This window comes from Oceanobacillus sp. M65 (assembly GCF_052246275.1).
Classification (GTDB): Bacteria; Bacillota; Bacilli; order Bacillales; family Amphibacillaceae; genus Oceanobacillus_B; species Oceanobacillus_B jordanicus.
The window spans coordinates 492,807-509,661 of the sequence record NZ_JBQQCJ010000003.1 but is presented as its reverse complement, the minus strand read 5'-3'; the positions used below and the strand labels follow the sequence as shown (position 1 = coordinate 509,661).

The 16,855-nt window shown below is 34.7% G+C and carries 19 protein-coding genes; 6 read left to right on the top strand and 13 right to left on the bottom strand.

Going from position 1 to position 16,855, the window contains the following annotated elements; all coding sequences use genetic code 11:
* Position 1 precedes the first annotated feature (1 nt).
* The 11 genes from ACTWPF_RS14785 to ACTWPF_RS14735 form a co-directional block, all read right to left on the bottom strand.
* The gene (locus ACTWPF_RS14785; protein ID WP_443149601.1) at positions 2-880 is read right to left on the bottom strand and encodes a thiopeptide-type bacteriocin biosynthesis protein; all 879 of its coding nucleotides are present in this window, start codon (positions 878-880) and stop codon (positions 2-4) included.
* Entirely contained in the window at positions 858-3,398 is a 2,541-nt protein-coding gene (locus tag ACTWPF_RS14780; protein WP_443149600.1) for a lantibiotic dehydratase, read from the bottom strand. The genes ACTWPF_RS14785 and ACTWPF_RS14780 overlap by 23 nt, the downstream gene beginning before the upstream one ends.
* A gap of 12 nt (positions 3,399-3,410) precedes the next feature.
* On the bottom strand, positions 3,411-4,517 hold the full coding sequence (locus ACTWPF_RS14775) for a PqqD family peptide modification chaperone (protein ID WP_234368446.1): 1,107 nt from the start codon (positions 4,515-4,517) through the stop codon (positions 3,411-3,413).
* Positions 4,518-4,602: 85 nt separating this feature from the next.
* Entirely contained in the window at positions 4,603-4,779 is a 177-nt protein-coding gene (locus ACTWPF_RS14770; RefSeq protein ID WP_106896033.1) for a thiocillin family RiPP, read from the bottom strand.
* A 30-nt stretch (positions 4,780-4,809) separates the two neighbouring features.
* Positions 4,810-4,980, bottom strand: coding sequence for a thiocillin family RiPP (locus tag ACTWPF_RS14765; RefSeq protein ID WP_159033211.1), 171 nt, complete (start codon positions 4,978-4,980; stop codon positions 4,810-4,812).
* A 24-nt stretch (positions 4,981-5,004) separates the two neighbouring features.
* Positions 5,005-5,211 (bottom strand): thiocillin family RiPP, encoded by a 207-nt coding sequence (locus ACTWPF_RS14760; protein ID WP_234368447.1) that lies wholly within the window; start codon positions 5,209-5,211, stop codon positions 5,005-5,007.
* Positions 5,204-5,377 carry a thiocillin family RiPP gene (locus tag ACTWPF_RS14755; RefSeq protein ID WP_234368448.1) on the bottom strand — a complete coding sequence of 58 codons (174 nt, stop codon included), beginning with the start codon at positions 5,375-5,377 and terminating at the stop codon, positions 5,204-5,206. Before ACTWPF_RS14755 ends, ACTWPF_RS14760 begins: the two co-directional genes overlap by 8 nt.
* A 25-nt stretch (positions 5,378-5,402) precedes the next feature.
* Positions 5,403-6,086, bottom strand: coding sequence for a nitroreductase family protein (locus ACTWPF_RS14750; protein ID WP_443149599.1), 684 nt, complete (start codon positions 6,084-6,086; stop codon positions 5,403-5,405).
* Positions 6,086-7,768, bottom strand: a complete 1,683-nt coding sequence (locus tag ACTWPF_RS14745; RefSeq protein WP_443149598.1) for a nitroreductase family protein — start codon at positions 7,766-7,768, stop codon at positions 6,086-6,088. The genes ACTWPF_RS14750 and ACTWPF_RS14745 overlap by 1 nt, the downstream gene beginning before the upstream one ends.
* Positions 7,768-8,439, bottom strand: a complete 672-nt coding sequence (locus ACTWPF_RS14740; RefSeq protein WP_106896038.1) for a TOMM precursor leader peptide-binding protein — start codon at positions 8,437-8,439, stop codon at positions 7,768-7,770. The genes ACTWPF_RS14745 and ACTWPF_RS14740 overlap by 1 nt, the downstream gene beginning before the upstream one ends.
* An 18-nt stretch (positions 8,440-8,457) precedes the next feature.
* Positions 8,458-9,720, bottom strand: a complete 1,263-nt coding sequence (locus tag ACTWPF_RS14735; RefSeq protein ID WP_234368450.1) for a YcaO-like family protein — start codon at positions 9,718-9,720, stop codon at positions 8,458-8,460.
* A gap of 228 nt (positions 9,721-9,948) precedes the next feature.
* Here ACTWPF_RS14735 and ACTWPF_RS14730 point away from each other — a divergent pair, with 228 nt between their 5' ends.
* From ACTWPF_RS14730 to ACTWPF_RS14720, 3 genes are read left to right on the top strand one after another with little or no spacing between them, the layout of a single operon-like run.
* The gene (locus tag ACTWPF_RS14730) at positions 9,949-10,269 is read left to right on the top strand and encodes a winged helix-turn-helix domain-containing protein (RefSeq protein ID WP_106896040.1); all 321 of its coding nucleotides are present in this window, start codon (positions 9,949-9,951) and stop codon (positions 10,267-10,269) included.
* A gap of 27 nt (positions 10,270-10,296) precedes the next feature.
* Positions 10,297-11,274: an ABC transporter ATP-binding protein gene (locus ACTWPF_RS14725; protein ID WP_106896041.1), complete on the top strand. Its 978-nt coding sequence runs from the start codon at positions 10,297-10,299 to the stop codon at positions 11,272-11,274.
* Positions 11,240-11,983, top strand: coding sequence for an ABC transporter permease (locus tag ACTWPF_RS14720; protein ID WP_234368451.1), 744 nt, complete (start codon positions 11,240-11,242; stop codon positions 11,981-11,983). Before ACTWPF_RS14725 ends, ACTWPF_RS14720 begins: the two co-directional genes overlap by 35 nt.
* Before the next feature lie 187 nt (positions 11,984-12,170).
* Here ACTWPF_RS14720 and ACTWPF_RS14715 read toward each other — a convergent pair whose 3' ends face one another.
* Positions 12,171-12,356 (bottom strand): hypothetical protein, encoded by a 186-nt coding sequence (locus tag ACTWPF_RS14715; RefSeq protein ID WP_443149597.1) that lies wholly within the window; start codon positions 12,354-12,356, stop codon positions 12,171-12,173.
* 520 nt (positions 12,357-12,876) lie between these two features.
* Between ACTWPF_RS14715 and ACTWPF_RS14710 the strand changes: the two genes are divergently transcribed.
* The gene (locus ACTWPF_RS14710; RefSeq protein WP_443149596.1) at positions 12,877-13,551 is read left to right on the top strand and encodes a DUF1295 domain-containing protein; all 675 of its coding nucleotides are present in this window, start codon (positions 12,877-12,879) and stop codon (positions 13,549-13,551) included.
* A gap of 148 nt (positions 13,552-13,699) precedes the next feature.
* Here ACTWPF_RS14710 and ACTWPF_RS14705 read toward each other — a convergent pair whose 3' ends face one another.
* The gene (locus ACTWPF_RS14705; protein ID WP_443149595.1) at positions 13,700-14,557 is read right to left on the bottom strand and encodes a proline dehydrogenase family protein; all 858 of its coding nucleotides are present in this window, start codon (positions 14,555-14,557) and stop codon (positions 13,700-13,702) included.
* Positions 14,558-14,835: 278 nt separating this feature from the next.
* On the opposite strand from ACTWPF_RS14705, the gene ACTWPF_RS14700 reads away from it, so the two are divergent.
* Positions 14,836-15,261, top strand: a complete 426-nt coding sequence (locus ACTWPF_RS14700; protein WP_443149594.1) for a MarR family winged helix-turn-helix transcriptional regulator — start codon at positions 14,836-14,838, stop codon at positions 15,259-15,261.
* Positions 15,262-15,279: 18 nt separating this feature from the next.
* A complete protein-coding gene (locus tag ACTWPF_RS14695) occupies positions 15,280-16,830 on the top strand; it encodes an ABC transporter substrate-binding protein (RefSeq protein WP_443149593.1) in 1,551 nt (516 codons plus the stop codon).
* The last annotated feature ends 25 nt before the right edge of the window (positions 16,831-16,855 follow it).

Sequence of the window (16,855 nt, the reverse complement as noted above, 5' to 3'; positions counted from 1 at the left end):
TTTATTTTACTGATACTTTATCGCCATTCAATAATAGTGCGCCAAGATATGCCTCTTCAATAGGTGTTACCCCTAATCGATTATTCATCATGTGAATATAATGAAATGCTAAATGCTCCTTGGTAACAACTATCTTTTCTGATTTTGTCATACTACTAAAGGCATTTCCTAGTCCCATCTCATAATCATTTACCAATTGTATCATACTAGTTTTTTGGGAAATAGCTTCTAGTTTTCTGCCTAATACATCTAGTCTTTTCTTTGCTGCCTCGATTAAATTATTTTTGAATCTATCATCCTCATTATAGGTTGACCCACTCCAGTAGGAAAGAATTCTTTCCCATAATTCGTGTTCCTCTATCTTTGATAGTTTCGCTTGTTTTGCAGTTATTTTCATTAGTAATAAAGATAAATCGAATCGATCTTTATCCGTGAAATTTGAACTGTTTGTAAAATTAATTACTAATTCACTGGATAATTCAAAACACTGCTCTGCAATTTTTACACCTTGAATTCCACCATATTTTTCATACTCAGGCTCATATTCTTCTTGGTCAAATGATGCTTCAAATTCTTTTTCTTGTGGAGGCAACCGAAGCAACCGTGACAATGGTAAGGGAGGCTTTGAAATAAGTGCTGCTAACTTCTTTTCAATTACTTCATCCATTACCTCTTCTAAGCATTCCATATCTTTTTCATCTATTAAAAATCTTAATCGGATGTGCGGACCTTGCATATCAACATAACGAATGAAGAACCACTGATGAATAACGAAATTACTTTTCACCTTTTCAACAGTTGGAATAACAATGCCTTCAATGGAATGTTCCAAATAATTAAAGGTGGGAACATAAATACTATAAAATACCCAATTCTTCATTTTCTTCACTCCTTATATTTATATTATCTCGTGACCATTTTAAGAGTGACATATATTCAGTTGTATAAAATTGACCTTCATCATCTTTCAACCAATGTGTAGCTTTATTTGGGAGTGCTTCTGTAAAAGAAATTGCTAGTACCTGCCCCTCTAATAAGGTTTGTACGGCCGCTTCTATAGAATGATAATTATTAAAATTGAAGTACAGAGGTTTTCTTTTTTTAGTATCTATGGAAAATTTGGCCTGATCATTTGCTAAGAATCCTTCTTCAGGCAGATTATACTCTTTTTGGAATTCCTTTATCCTCAAGAAATATGCATAGGAATTTTCATGTTGTTCTTTTATCGGGAATAAATATCTTGGAATGACCCATTTTGCTCGCTTAAGCACAATACGTCCACTTTCCAGCCGCTCATGAAATTCTACTTTTTCTGGTGGAGCAGTCTTTGTTGAAAAAGGGGATGTACCATTTATATCAAATGCATTTATCCATGGCATACTAATTGTTAAAATATAGGAAATGATGCCATAATGCATATGTTGCGGTACTGTTCCAAGGTAAATTGGAGCAATTGGTTTCCTTTCTTTATTCATCAGTGTAAGGGTATTATTATCGTCACAATGAACGAGAATTAGATCCTCTAATAAATAATCATCATACTCTTCTGTTGTAGATGTTTCTCCACCTATCCTTAGGGATCTTTTAGTTATGCCTCGATCGGATTGCAGATTGTTAAACTCCGAAATAACTGGTAAATTTACTACCTCAGAGTTTGGGTACATGGACTGAATCCAATCCCCCATTCGCTTTTTTAAGTCACCCTTTTCATCTGAAAACATAGATTCAAATCGTAATAATAATCCTCCCTGACCCGAACTTCCTTGATTAAGCACTAGTTTATAATTACCATTGATAATATCCTCGTAACCATTCTCCGCTGCTATTTGGTAGAATATTGTTGCATTAGGCGGGGATGCACTGTCACTTATAGGGGCAAATATCCTTTCTTGAACAAGGGCGTTTGCTAATTGTTTATCCTTCCTTAATGCTTTTTTCATTAATCTCACACGGTCTTTTCGACTCTCAAAGCTATATAAAAATTCCTTAATATCTGTACAAACACCTCCGCGGCCAAATAACTGAATGAAATGATCACATAATAGCTCATATACATGTGTAACAAACATATACTTTCTCATGTGTTCTGCTAAATATTCCAGATCTTGTTTTACATACTTCCCCAAAGGTGGATGTTTTCTTTCAGAGCGTGCATTTTCATATATTAAGCTATTGTTTAATACCTTACTAGAGTAGGAGCTGCTCACCATGTCAAACATACGCTTGGTTTGTAGATAAATAAACTTCTGATAGGATATTCTCTTTCGTGAGTCACTTCCTTCCATCAGGAGGATACAATCTTCAATCCACTTTGCAATTCTTGCAATCCTCCTTGTTTTAAAAGTTTGCTTATTTTTTAGAAATTCACCTAATACAAACAATGGTTGTTCGGTCTTTCTTGAAAAAGGCAGAACAGGTTTAATAAGTTGCATATCAATCAACTTGGAAAAAGGTATTGGGGTAGACGCAACTATTTCATCATACGTACTTTTTTCGACATTTTGTAAAAACAGTAATTGATCCTCGTTTAAATTTTTAGTTATCAGGTTATCATTTCTCCAGGCAAAACCATTGGCTATAGAAAAATCACTGACAACATACTGAATATTTGTAGGAGTTACGAATCTAATTGAGGTATTTTTCTCATAAGTAAAATAGGGTTGAAATTCTGCTTTTTTAACCATTTCAAATACAAGCTCTGAACAAAGGGCTTTCGTTACGCTGCAGAAATTATATCGATAGTTCTTATCCTCTTTTATATGGTTTTCTTGTGGAGTAAAGGAAGTCATACCAATTTTGGTAAATGTACTAAAAGGGCTCGTCTTGGCAGTTATGCGATTTAAATAGGATATACTAGTACGCGCAAACTGTTTATGGGGATGCCATAATTTCTTTTTGTTTTTGTTGAAAGTAGTTAAATAACTAGGGTTAGCAATAGCCATTCCCTTTTTCCATTCGCTGTTATCCATTTCAGATGCTAAATTAGTATTTGCGATTACTAATTCTGTATCAAATATTTTCTTTGTGTCAATCATCAGTTTTTCTATCTCGTGTATTTTTTGATGCCAAGTTAATAATAAATGTAAGTCTTTCTTTAAAATACGTGATCTTATTTCGTGAGTATATTCCGGCGATATATTCAAAGGTCTTCCATTAAATATATTTCTTTTTACTTTTAATGTGAAATTCGATAGATGTCTTTCTTCCTCTGTAAACGTAGATACTAATTGATATAGTGCTTCATCCAAAGTCACTTTTACACTTTCTATATCCTTTTTGATATCTAATATTTTTTCGATGTTACTGACGGTTTTAGTTAAATCTAATTTATTTAATTTCTCAATATTTCCTCCTGCAACACGTAACATTATGAATGGTGCCACTGTTTCATTGGTCAAATTATCACCTCATTAATGTAATTCGTTTTTTACTAGAATAAGGATCCCTGAGACTAGTATTAAAAAATAGGAAAGCGAAACGAAGGAATAAGTAAAATAAACAAATTTCTTTTTTTTATTTAGAGCTATATAATTAGGGGCTGAACGAAACGTTATTACTGAGAAGAGGTAATATAATGCTCTCCTTCTTAATGATAATTCTCCTACTAATGCTTCCACAGCATGGTAACCATCCGTAGGTAACAATAAATTTAAGTTATTAAAGACAAAAAGCAACTGAACGAGTGCAACAATTTGTGCAAATTGACTGACGCCATCATAAGGGATAACAGTTGCAGTTAGGGCCCACATCCCACCAATTACGAAATCTGAATAGGGACCAGCTATAGCAATATGAATACGACTTTTTTTACTTTTTAACCGGTACGTATCTGTTCTGTCTACATATGCAACAGGTAGAAAATAATAGAGCAATGCTACTCCGGCCTCCCGAATGGAGATTCCATAGCCTTTTGTAACAACAGAATGGGCTAGTTCGTGAATGATCAAATTACTAATTACGATTGGGATGAGTAATAACCAATTTACTTTTGAAAAATCTGTTGAAAAACCAAATATGAAAAAGAGTATATAAGCGGTTATTGCACCTGAAATTAACAAGTACCAAAAGTAACTGCGAAATTTTCTTGGTAAAAGTCGATATATGGCTAACAGACGATTATTAATAAGGTCCAAGGATTTAACTAGTGGAAAGCTTAACATTGGTTTCTTGGATATTTTGTTTACTACTTTCTTTATACCTTTTTCATGTAAAGGCTCTAGATTAAGGACTCCTGATTTACGTAATGTTGTTAAGAAATCATGGATATTTTCAAATATATCCCTATCAATGTCGTATTCTGACTGGAGAATGTTGGCGATATCTTTTGCAGTATTTGTTCCATCCATAAGCTTTAATACTTCTAAACTAAATGTAGAAATACGTATATATTTTTTATTTAGTTGATGATAGAGCATTGGTTCATTATTTGCTCCCCTTATTAATTCTACATGTTCATTTAGATATACAGGTTTACTAATAAATTCGTATTCATCCTGTGACATATTTATTTGTTCCAATTACCCACCTACTTTCTTTTTATGTAAAGAGTAAGACAAGCCCTATACTCCAGGAGAAACTTGTCTTACTGTTAGTATGTGAGGTCTAGTAGCTACTTAGTGTTGTAAACGTTGAGTATGTCGATGCTGGACATGATGCAGAAGTCAATGTTGCTGCTGTACTACCACCAACTGCAGTAGTGTTTACCGACAAGTCTATTTGGTCTGGTAATTCATCTGCAAAAAGTTCTAAGGTGTTTTTGGTAGTCGTTTCATTAGCCATTATGTTCCTCCTACTAAAATTATTCTAATACTAACCAACAGTACTTACAGTTCCGATACATGCAACAGATGTTCCTGGACAAGAAGCAGTACTTCCGGATGAAGCGCACATAAATGATGCCATAGGTACGGCGGACAAGTTAATTTGGTCTGATAGTTCTTCTGCAAATAGTTCTAGTTGGTTGTTTTTTGTATCTGCCATATACATGTCTCTCCTTTTTAACTTTTATTGTCCATATGAAGAAATAGATCCTGCTGTTGATGCACTACTTCCAATACAAGCGACAGATCCGAATGTCGCAGCAGTTGTAAAACCTGCTAAAGATGACATTGAGTTAATATCATTCATTTCTTCAGCGATAAGTTGCAATGACTGTTCCTTTTTTTCTTCCACAATTTTCACCCCAATTTCTAGTATTATAGTTTTAGCCAAAAGATGAAGCAGTACCTGCAGTTCCTACCGAACTGCCTGGACAAGATGCGCTACCAAAAGTTGTTGCTGAAAACCAAGTTCCCATTGGCATAGCGGACAGGTCCAATTGATCATTCATTTCTTCTGCAAACAATTCCAAATCCTTTTTGTTCTCCAGTGTCTTCACCCCCTTTCAATACATTAAACTTTGACTAAACGTTGCTGCCGAATGAAAATGCACATAATTGAACCTTCTTATACCCATCAATATTGGTAAATTTCTTTAGAGGTTTTGGGAGTGTTCCAGCAAAAATGCTTCCGGAATAACCTAATGTTAAAGCTGAGAGCCATGCATTCTGTACTGCAACACCTCCTCTAGTCAATAAATGACGGTAACCATGTTCACCAAATTGTTTAAGTGCGTTTTCCAATGTTCCATGAACAATAATGACTGCTGGGGAATTCGTGAATTCCTTCTGTAGATACCAAGCATCTTTATCTTCATCTTCAGGTATTTCATAAACAGGTAAGAGTGTATCGGACACAACGTCATAGTCATAGATAGCAGGACTATGAACGTCAGTTACATTACGTATAATGATTGAGATATCGATATTTACTCCAAGTTGATTGGGTGTTGACCAATTTTCTAGGTCCAACTGTTTCACTGTACCCAGGATTGTTAATAGATGACTTAGCTCAATGGGTTTCAAATTATAAAATCTTGTTGCGGTCCTTTCTTCTAATGCGGACTGGAGTAGCTTTCTCTTATTTGGATAAGAGATATTAAGATTCAATTTTTGAGTATTTTCTTTGACATCATGATCCTGAACTAATATTTGATGGTTTTCTTCAATCATTGCTTGAATGTGTTGAAATTGTTCAAGAGAAGGCATTAATTAACAGCTCCTTTACCATAAATACCAGCTAGACCTACAACAGGCTCCTTATAATGATTAATTCCCAAGAAGTCTACTAGTCTTTCTTCATTCCATTGATCGTACATCCTCATCTTCAGATCCAACCCTTTTGAAACGGCTTGCATTTGAGAAAGGGCAACTCCTGCATCGAGATGTATGATTTTATATGCAAAACCATTGTATTTTCCTGCTGTCCGCTCTAAATTCCCTGTTATGACAATTAAGGCATCAGGTATTTCCTCTTCTTGGTTACCAATAACTTCATTAATAGTTTTTTCAAGTTGACCATTGTTATTTACCTTGCCTATTTTTGCTAAGGTTTGATCCATTTCTTGATAGAAAAGTAGTTCAGGTTCAAGGCCTTTTACGTTTGTCGGAATCACATAAAATTGTGGTGATCCAAGATTTCCGCCGGTCGGTGCCCATCTTTTAATAATTCCTTGCGATTCCTTAATCCCTCCAGTCATTGTTAACAAAGTGCTTAAGGAATCAAAATCAAGTGACCGACTGCTAGTGCTTTTTTCAAAGGCATTGGAAAAGAAATCCCCTGACAACTCCGTATTTAAGGGTAGATTTATCAAATCAGCACTTGGGTATACTTTCCCTTCAGTTGATAGTTGTAAGTTTTTTGGGTTATAGTGCATTTGGTGACTTTTAGGTGTGATTAAATGTCTTGAAGGAAAAGCAATTGCATTTTCAAATTTGTAGGCTATATATTCTGATTCAATGAGGTAGTTCAGTTTTTTACTTGTGCTCGTCCAATCATCAAAATTGAATACTAGATATTCAACACCAGTTACAGATGGGGCTAATTTAGTAATAAAATAAACTATTTCAATGGCGGCATAGCTTTCCCACATTTCAACAAGTTCTTGAGGCGCTTGGCCTTTTAATTGTCTTTCTTTATTTTCTAACTCGTTGCGATATGCATCATATGAAGGGGTTTCAATATTTTCAAAGTAAGGTCCAATTACACCTTGGTTTCTTTCAACTCGTGTTAACATCCATGGAACCTGATTTGAGATACATAATTGATCAATTTCTTCTAATCTTTCATGTTTTAAGTCATTTACACAAAACACAATGACTAACGTAAGATCTTGGACGTAGATGTAATCATCTAAACTTTGGAAGACAACATTACTTGCTCCCATGTGTTTTATTTCATGAAGTAGAATGTCTCCATGGTCAGAGTCAGATAGAATTAATAGATTGGCATTTTTCAATCGTTCCAGGCCTTGGGCTGCACTTTTATTTACCCTAGTAGAATCATTATTACGATTAAAGTACTCTAATACTTCAGGTCGAAAAAAATCTAAGTCGATCAGGTCATCACCCTGTGCGTCATCAAGAAGGCCCCGCATGAATAATACAGCTAAAATGGAAGTGATATCCTTTGGTGAATACTCAGGAAATTTTGTAATAATGTTTTCCACTGTATTGGTGCCATCTAAATGGGGGAGGAGCATTGGCAAAAATTTTGATACAGCATTTCCACTTAATATTTGCAGATTTTCACTACCTTGAAACAACAACTTATTATTGAAGGGGATCTGTTCTATTCCATTTAGGAATCTTGGTCTCTTAGGGAACTTGAGGTTCGGGTCTGCAATGGCATGACCTACATTATTTGTTGACATAAATGATGAAGTTACCATTATTTTGAGTTCACCTCTACTTTCTGAGTTCTACTGTCCAATACAGGCTTAATACTTTTTGCAAGCAAATCGATACTTGCCATCTTTGGATCTCTCTCAAATCCGCATCTTGGACATCCATGAACACTTATTACTTTGGAACTTAAGGATGTACGAGATAACATATTTAATTGATAGACTTTCCCAGCCATTGAGAAATCCTTTTGATCAAACTTTTGAATCAAATTCCAAGCATATGATGCAACAAATCCTGCAAATCCTGGTAAATATCCTTTTGGTGCAGACATAGGGTTAGATGAGTAATAATCATATAGTGCTTTCACATGTGAGGGGTTAGATGAGTGCTGTAGATATCTAGATTCAAAGCAGTGGTAGCAACCTTCTTCATCTGGTATGACAAACGGGCCAATTCTTACATAAGGATGTTCTTGAATGATTGGTAACCAAGGTTCCTTCCATTTTGAAAAAATGATATCCAAATGCTTGGACAGACGAGACAATGGCTTGTCACTGGCAAATATGTGGATCTTTGCAGAAGGAAAGCGATCAGTCGGAAGAAAATACTGGTATCCCTCTAATTCTGTTACCACAACTTTCTCATCTCTTTGACTTATTCTTTCTGCCACTTCTTTCCCGAAAGAGCCAACTGTAATAATATGAATAGGTTTCATAGATTTAGTATCTCCTTTCTATGCAAATGGCTGTGGCCATTTATTTATTTGCTCTTCACTTTTTACTTCATATCCCATTGCTCTTGGACCTTCATATAATCTTGGATGAGCTAGAAAACGACAACGATAACTGAATGAAAGTGGTTGGAGGCCTGGAATAATCACACGTACTACCTTCATATCTGCCTTCATTGCTTCATCTGTGGTGAGATCAACTGCATACGCTTCAAATCCTTTTTCTTCAAGTCTATTTAGTAGAAAGTTAAGATCACTACCCGGACTGTCTTGCTCAAGGTTTTCTAACTGAGAAAGGTTTACTTGGTTTTCTGAGTTGACTAAGAAATCATATGCATGTAACCTTTCTTGTTTGGCCATATACGATGCACCATGAAACACACCATGGAAATCATCAATATTATGTGGAATCTCATTTCGGTTCATCATTGCAATGCGAGATGAGGCTGCTTCTCTCATTACTTTATTTATTGCATTCTTTGGATTAAGATCGGTTGCACACATGATTAAGGCGCCAAGCTTATCATTATGTGGTGTTAATTGCAGGGAATATACGGTAGGGATACCAACGTCTGTTGTACCATCGAAGATATATTGTTTTATGTTATGTGTTGTATGGGTATTATCTAGGAAATTCTGCATATGTTGATCGACTTCATCAAAAATAATATGTGGTAAGGGAAGTTGCTGGTACCAAGTGAGTGATATGGCGTCCCTCTCAATAACCTCATTGATTCCGTTAACTAAGGCCTGCTCATAACTAGTATGGGTTGCACACCCTGTAGAAATGGGTAACCAAAACTTCTCTCCTGGGCTCATTGCGGGTAAATGTAAATAGGACATAATCGCTGGAATCCAAGTTTCCTTTTGAGTATGAAGCGAGATACCCTTTACCCATCGTAATGGAGCATCAAGTTGAGGCTTCCTAACTGGCACTCTTGGATGTGCTAATTCCTCTTCGGAACACATTGGAACTTTAGTTAAATCTAACGCTTTATTTCCTAATTCATTTGCCGTGGCCCAAATGAATTGTTTTTCGTCATAAATACAACTTGAGTAACGTTCTAATGCTTCAGCAATTGCCTTAATTCTGCTTTCTTCTTCTCGTAAATCTCCTCCGGCTCCATCTAAGTCACCAGCAATCGATTTTCCCAGTGTCACACGAGCAATGTGTTCATGCGCATACGAAATATCACCTAAAGATGCTACTTTGATTGGAAAATCCGGTTCTCCTGGATAAGGATCTAACCCATGAATTTGTTTCACTAATCCAAACGGTTCTACTAATCTCTCAATTAAATGTGAAATTTTAATTGCACCTCCTAATTTTTTCTAACCTCTCTTAATTTAGATTAGCACAAATATAATAAATAGAGTCTTAAAGCCTGTTAAGATATGTAGTACAAAAGATTCATTTTCTAAATATTTCGCTTTTTATTAAACCAAATACTGATTTTTCGCGTAGGTAATGAAAAGAAAGGAGGTAGGTTAATTATGCAACTGTTGAAAAGTGAATACTTATCTATTGGAGAGAATTGGGTATTAGAGGCCGAAAGGGAGATGCTTATTAACAAAGGTGAAGTAATCCCCTTATCAAGAATTCAATTTAAAATACTGTATTATCTCGCAATAAATAGTGAAGTACCTGTTTCTTGTAAGGATATCGTAAATTACGCATGGGGAAATAAAGACTATGCATCTAAGAATACCCTATACGTATATATTTATCGTTTAAGGGGCTTTATAGAAGAGGATGCAAGAAGACCTAGATACCTATTGAGTATAAGAAATTATGGTTATATTTTATATAAATAATAGTTTGTTTATGAGGAGGTAATAAAAGTGTCATTTGAAAAACAGTTTGTTACTGTAGAAAAATTATATAAATCCTACGATTCTACCTCTGTCATCAAAAATGTTTCTTTTAATCTTGAAAAAGGGGAGGTTTTTGGTTTACTTGGTTCTAACGGTGCTGGTAAGACTACCATATTAGAAACCATTATTGGACTACGCAAGATTACTAAGGGAGATATCCATGTTATGGGATTCGATGTTAACCACAACGTCGAGAAAATTCACCCTTATATTGGCGTTCAACCACAAGATGTCAACCTTTTTTCTTATTTAAAGGTAGGGGAAACACTAGAATTGTTTTCTAATATGTACGAGCGATCCAAATCAGCAAATGAAGTATTAGAGAAAATAGATTTATTAGATGTGATTAATAAACCAACTCGTAAATTATCAGGTGGACAAAAAAAGCGGCTATCTATAGGAATTGCTATGATTGCTGATCCAAAAATATTATTTTTAGATGAACCCACTGCCTCCTTGGACCCTCATTCACGTCGTAAAATATGGGAAATTATCACTTCATTCAAAAAAGAAGGTAAAAGCATTTTTTTAACAACACATTCTATGGAAGAAGCATACTCTCAATGTGATCGTATTGCAGTCCTACATCAAGGACAATTTGTTGCTTTAGATACTCCAGATAATTTAATCCAACAACACAGCCCCCAACAAAGACTTTTCGTCAGATATTCTAACAAACCAGATTATAATCAACTAACAAATAATATAGAAGGAATAACGCATTTATCTATCAAAGAATTATCGACTGGCTATGAATTAGAAATTAAAGCTCCTAAAATCACAAGAAGTTTATTCACTTCACTATTAAAATTAACATCGGACGATTGGCAGAATATCCGTTTTGAACAAGGTACACTAGAAGATGTATTTATCAAATTAACTGGTAAAAGATTAAGTGGAGGTGAATTAATTGAAAAAGAAGAAACAACTTCTCTTGCTAATTAACATGAATATGAAAGAACTTATTCGAAATCCAATGACATTTTTTATGGTGTTAGCTTTTCCGTTCTTGTTCGTAATTATGTTTGGAGTCATTTCTAGTACAACTGGAACAGATATGCTTGAATTTATTATACCCGGTATAATAGTGATGGCATTTTTTACACTTGCAATTAATGGGACATCAATTCCTATTATTCAAATGAGAGAAAAAGGCACATTAAGATTAATAGGTCTTACCGAGGTAAATAAAATTACCTTTGTCGTTTCACAAATAACGGCCCGTTTCTTGTTGGCGACGATCCAATTACTAATCTTATTGGGGGTTGCCTATGTGAAAGATATGTTGCTGCTAGAAAATATAATACCAATCATAATCGTTTCCGTGATAGGTTTAACTATGCTTTTTGCTTTAGGTTATTTGACCGCTTGTTTGAATTTATCAGTTGAAGCGGTTAGTGGTATATCTGGTGGGATATTAGCACCGTTACTCATTTTTTGTGGATTATTTATGCCATTAACACTACTACCTTCATGGATTGAAACACTTTCAAAATTCATACCCTTAACCTATTTTGGTGAGCTGCTTAGATTTTACTTGAATGGAGAAGAACCATCTTTAGGAATATTAACCTCCTACTTAGTTTTAATTCTTGTAACACTTCTTTTAGTATTTCTATCGTCTCGATTATTTCGTTGGGAAAAAACAAGCTAGATATCTCTAATAAACCGCTGAATTAACTATGTTGATTGAGTTCTTACCAAAGTAAACGAGTAAAAAAGCAGCCGTACCATTTAAGCGTCGGTATGGCTGCTATATAATGTTTAGTCGTTTTAAAGCTGACAAGTATGTTGAGAAAGGTACTAGAGATCTAAATGCCATACCTTTAAAAAAATGTAGTTTATCCAGGGAAGTAAGATGATGCAGTTCCTACTGAAGTAATTGTGGATGTTACTGTTAGCGCTGTGGCAGCACAAGCGATGGAACTAACTGTCGCTCCTGATATGGAGGCATATGAATTAATATCAGTCATTTCTTCCGCTTGTAATTCTAGATTCTTATAATTTATTTTTTTATCTTTATCCACGGGTTTCACCTCCTTAAAAAAGGTCTACAAGTTGGATAGAAAATGAATTACTGCACTCAATTTCTATATAGTTGTATATTAACATAATTACTAACTTCCAAATCTTAAGCTTGGTTAAGATAACTGAAATTAGAGAAAAAGCAAGTTCTGGTCCAGTTTATTTATTTGTAGGAATACTTGTTTCGATATTAATTGATAAGTTAGTCGGGAATGTTGATAGAAATTCAAAATGGAAACTGTACTTTATTCAGTTAGGTTTGTACTCTTTGGCTGGTATACTAGTCGGATTTATATACCTTATAATATTTTCCAATAGTATATATCTAGTGGAAGTCATTTACTTCTCATTATTCGGATTTGCTGCATCTAATTTATATTTTCACCTATTGTTGTTGGTTCGGAAATTCAGAAGGAGATAATAAGGTCAAAAGTGGTAGTATCCGCTATAAAATTGACCAAACAGTCGGACTGGGACATAGTTTATCTGCGTCTAATTGATTTAGAAAAGGGGTGGTTTGCCATGTACGGTTCAGCGAACAAATCTTGGCCACAGCGATTAACGATTATTGCATATGAGTGTGTTTTCCTTGTCCTTGTCTACTGGTTTCTCTTTTTAGCCGGTAATGAAGTCTTGTATTTGCCCGAAGGTGATTTTCAGAGAAGAGTGCTGCTGTTCGGTTTTTGTCTGGTCGTCTTTTTAAGGATGAGTTTTATGGTAGTTTATTTGTTGAAACGAGGGATTACATGGCGAGAAACAGTAAGTGTTTCTTTTGCCTTCGCTCTCTATTATATTGGTTTTTCCCTGTTAGGAGAAACTAATGAACAACCCTTGGATTGGATAGACGGAATTGCTGTATTTATATTTCTTGCCGGTTCAGTAATTAATACATTGTCTGAGGTGTTAAGAAATCACTGGAAAAGGGATAGCCAGAATAAAGGAAAACTCTATACCGGGGGATTATTCAGGTATGCCATCCATATCAATTATTTCGGAGATTTCGTGTGGGTATGCGGTTTTGCATTGCTGACAAGAAATGCATGGGCAGGACTGATACCCATCTTTCTATTCTTCATGTTTGTTTTCTTTAATATTCCGGAGCATGATCGATACTTAAGGGGGAAATACGGCAAGGATTTTGAAAAGTATGAGAAGACGACGAAGAAGTCATTTCGTATATATATTAAGAAGGCGTAATGAGACAAAGGACAGTATATGTACCTCTCTTTTTTTCAATTCTTCTTATAAGTTCACATATGTAATATGGGTATAAACCTGAAGCCTGAATAAAGTTAAAAAAATTCCAGTTATCATTAACGATTTCTGGAATCTTTTTTTTGCAATATTATCCTTTTGTTTTCTTGAGTAGTCCTCCCACAAGAAGTGCACCTACACAAATCCCAATGATAGTGTTAACTCTCTTGTTAAAAACTTGATTCGCTACTAGATTTAGATTTTGCGGGCGCTCTGCAAGTCGTCTCATAAAGTATCCATACCAATCACTTCCAAAAGGGACATATGTGCAAAAATTATACCCTTCTTTTGCTAGTTGAAGCTGCATTTCTTTTCTAAACCCATAGAGCATTTGAAATTCAAACTTATCCAATGCAATGTTATTTTCTTTTACAAATTGTTTCACATGGTTAATAACATGATGGTCATGGGTTGCTATAGAAGTAAATCTTCCATGAAGTAAATGATATTCTAATAAACGAAGGTAGTTTTGGTCAATCTCTTTCTTATTCTGGAATGCAACTTTTTCAGATTCTTTATAAGCACCTTTCACAATCCTTAAACGAGATTCTTTAAAATTTTTAATATCTTCTTCTGCGCGGAAGAGATAAGCTTGGATGACGGTACCAATATTATTATATTTTTGTTTCAATGTTTTAATTAAATCAAAAGTTTGTTGCAAGTGGGCATGATCTTCCATATCTACGTTAATAAAAATATTGTGCTTGTTTGCTGCTTCCACGATTTCAGTTAGGTTTGTTAAGCAAAAATCATAATCAATATCTAGTCCAATTTGTGTAGGCTTTAAAGAAATATGAGCTTTCGCATCATGTTCGTAAATTGCTTCAATTACCTTTAAAATTTGAGTTTTAGCCTCGATTGCTTCCTCTTTTTCATAAACAAACTCTCCCAGATTATCTATGGTACAAGATATTCCTAATGCATTTAAATCTAATACACTCTTAATCATTTCCTTAACAGTAGTACCTGCGACAACTGATCTAGCCCCTAGTTTTAATCCCCAACGTTTTGCACTGGTGTTTAGCAATTTGTTCTGAGATAAATGAATAAAAAAATCTCTCGTTACCCCCCACTTTAATACCTCCTAATAATAGAAAAATAGTATGCACTCAACTGTTACATAATTATAAATTAAACTGAATATTTTTTAAATAAAAAGGTTGACTTTAGCAACAAAAATTATTAGAATTAATTTTAAATTATAAAGAGAGGGAATTTACTGAAAATATGAAAAAGCACATTGGAGAAATTAAAAAATTTAATAGGTTTTATATTCGAATGATGGGTCTTTTTAATTTATATACAGATGAAAGCTCGTATTCAGCAACAGAAGCATTGATATTATTTGAAATACATTCATTTCCGGATTGTACAGCCTCCCATCTATCTGAGTATTTTTTATTTGATAAAGGATATATCAGTAGAATTATTAAAAAGTTTGAGGAGAATCAAGTTATTAGTAGGGTGCCTTCTAAGGAAGATCGTCGCAAGCAGTATCTTGAAATTACGCAAACAGGAAAGGAAGATTTAGATGAGTTAATGTCAAAAGCTAATTTAAATGTTGAAAACATGGTCAAAGACATCAGTGAAGTAGAATTGAGTGAACTAATTTCATCTATGAATAAAATAGAAAAAATACTTACACAAAACTAATAGAAAAGGGTGGTTATTTTGAAAAGATTTTTAATAATGTTTTTTGCTATGAGCATGCTTTTCATTTTTGCGGGGTGTACAGAAGGAACAAGTGGACAGGATGAACCTTCGAGTGATGGGAACAATGACCAAAAAGCAAAGGATAGTCTTGTTATTGGGTTTGAAGCAGATGCTGGAACATTAATTGCAAACTCAGATGTAAACTATACTACAGATACACAAATCCGTAATATCTATGATTCTCTAATTGAGCGAGATGGACAAACGGGTGAATACATCCCAAGTTTAGCAACGGATTGGGAAAATGTTGATGAGTTAACATGGCGACTTACGCTTAAAGAAGGTGTGAAATTCCATAACGGTGCAGATTTTAATGCAGAGTCAGTAAAATTTAGTATTGATTATATCTTAGATGAGGCTAACCAGTCATTCTATCGTTCAAGATGGGCAAACGTGGAAGAGGTCAAGGTTCTTTCTCCAACGGAAGTAGAGATAAAGACTTCTGTTCCATTTCCTAGTTTAGTTCAGCGTATAACAGAGGATTTACTTATTATGGAACCCGGATATGTAGAGGAAGTTGGTACTGATGTTGCAGCGAAGGAACCAGTTGGAACTGGTGCTTATAAATTTGTTGAATGGTCTAGGGACAACTTCTTGAAATTAGAAGCTAATGAAGATTACTGGCAAGGTGAGCCAGCAATTAAAGAAGTGGAATTTCGTTATATTCCAGAATTCAGTTCTAGAATGTCTGCATTCTTAGGTGGAGAAATTGATTTCTTTAAAAATATTCCAGTTGACTCTGTAGCTGAAATAAAAAACACAGATAACGCTAAAATTGGAGAAGTATCATCTGCGCGTATTAATTACTTAGCTTTGAATACTTTCCATGATGGTCCATTACAAGACGTGAATGTAAGAAAGGCATTAAATTATGCAGTAAATGTTGATGAATTATTGGAATCGATTTTAAATGGCTATGGTACGAAAATGACTGGTCCATTAGCGGTTATCAATAGTAGTTATGTAGAAACAGATGACTATGGCTACGATCCTGATAAAGCGGTTGAGCTTTTAGAAGAGGCTGGATATGACCCAGAAGAGTTAACATTAACACTTGATACACCAAATGGACGTTACCCAATGGATTCACAAGTAGCACAAGGCATTGCTTCTCAATTACAAAAAATTGGGGTTCAAGTAGATGTAAAAGTAAATGAATGGGGAAACCATTTAGAAAAAATACAAAATCGTGAAATGGGAGATATGTATATCCTTGGTTGGGGACCTGCATTTGATCCACAATCAACAATTGAAAACTTATTCACAGAAGGTGCTCCATACAGTAGTTTTTATGATGAAAAAATTGAAGCTAAAATCCAAGAAACAAATGCAATCTTTAATGAAGAAGATCGATTTGAAGGATACGCTGAATTGCAGCATGATTTAGTAGAACAGGCGGCTTGGGTTCCACTTTGGCAACAAGCCGACTTATATGCAATTAAAGAAGACTTAAATTTCGAACCTAGAGTTGATGAAAAAATGCAAGTGTTTGAAATGTCTTGGAAATAAAAAGTAAGAGGAGAGGGCATACCTC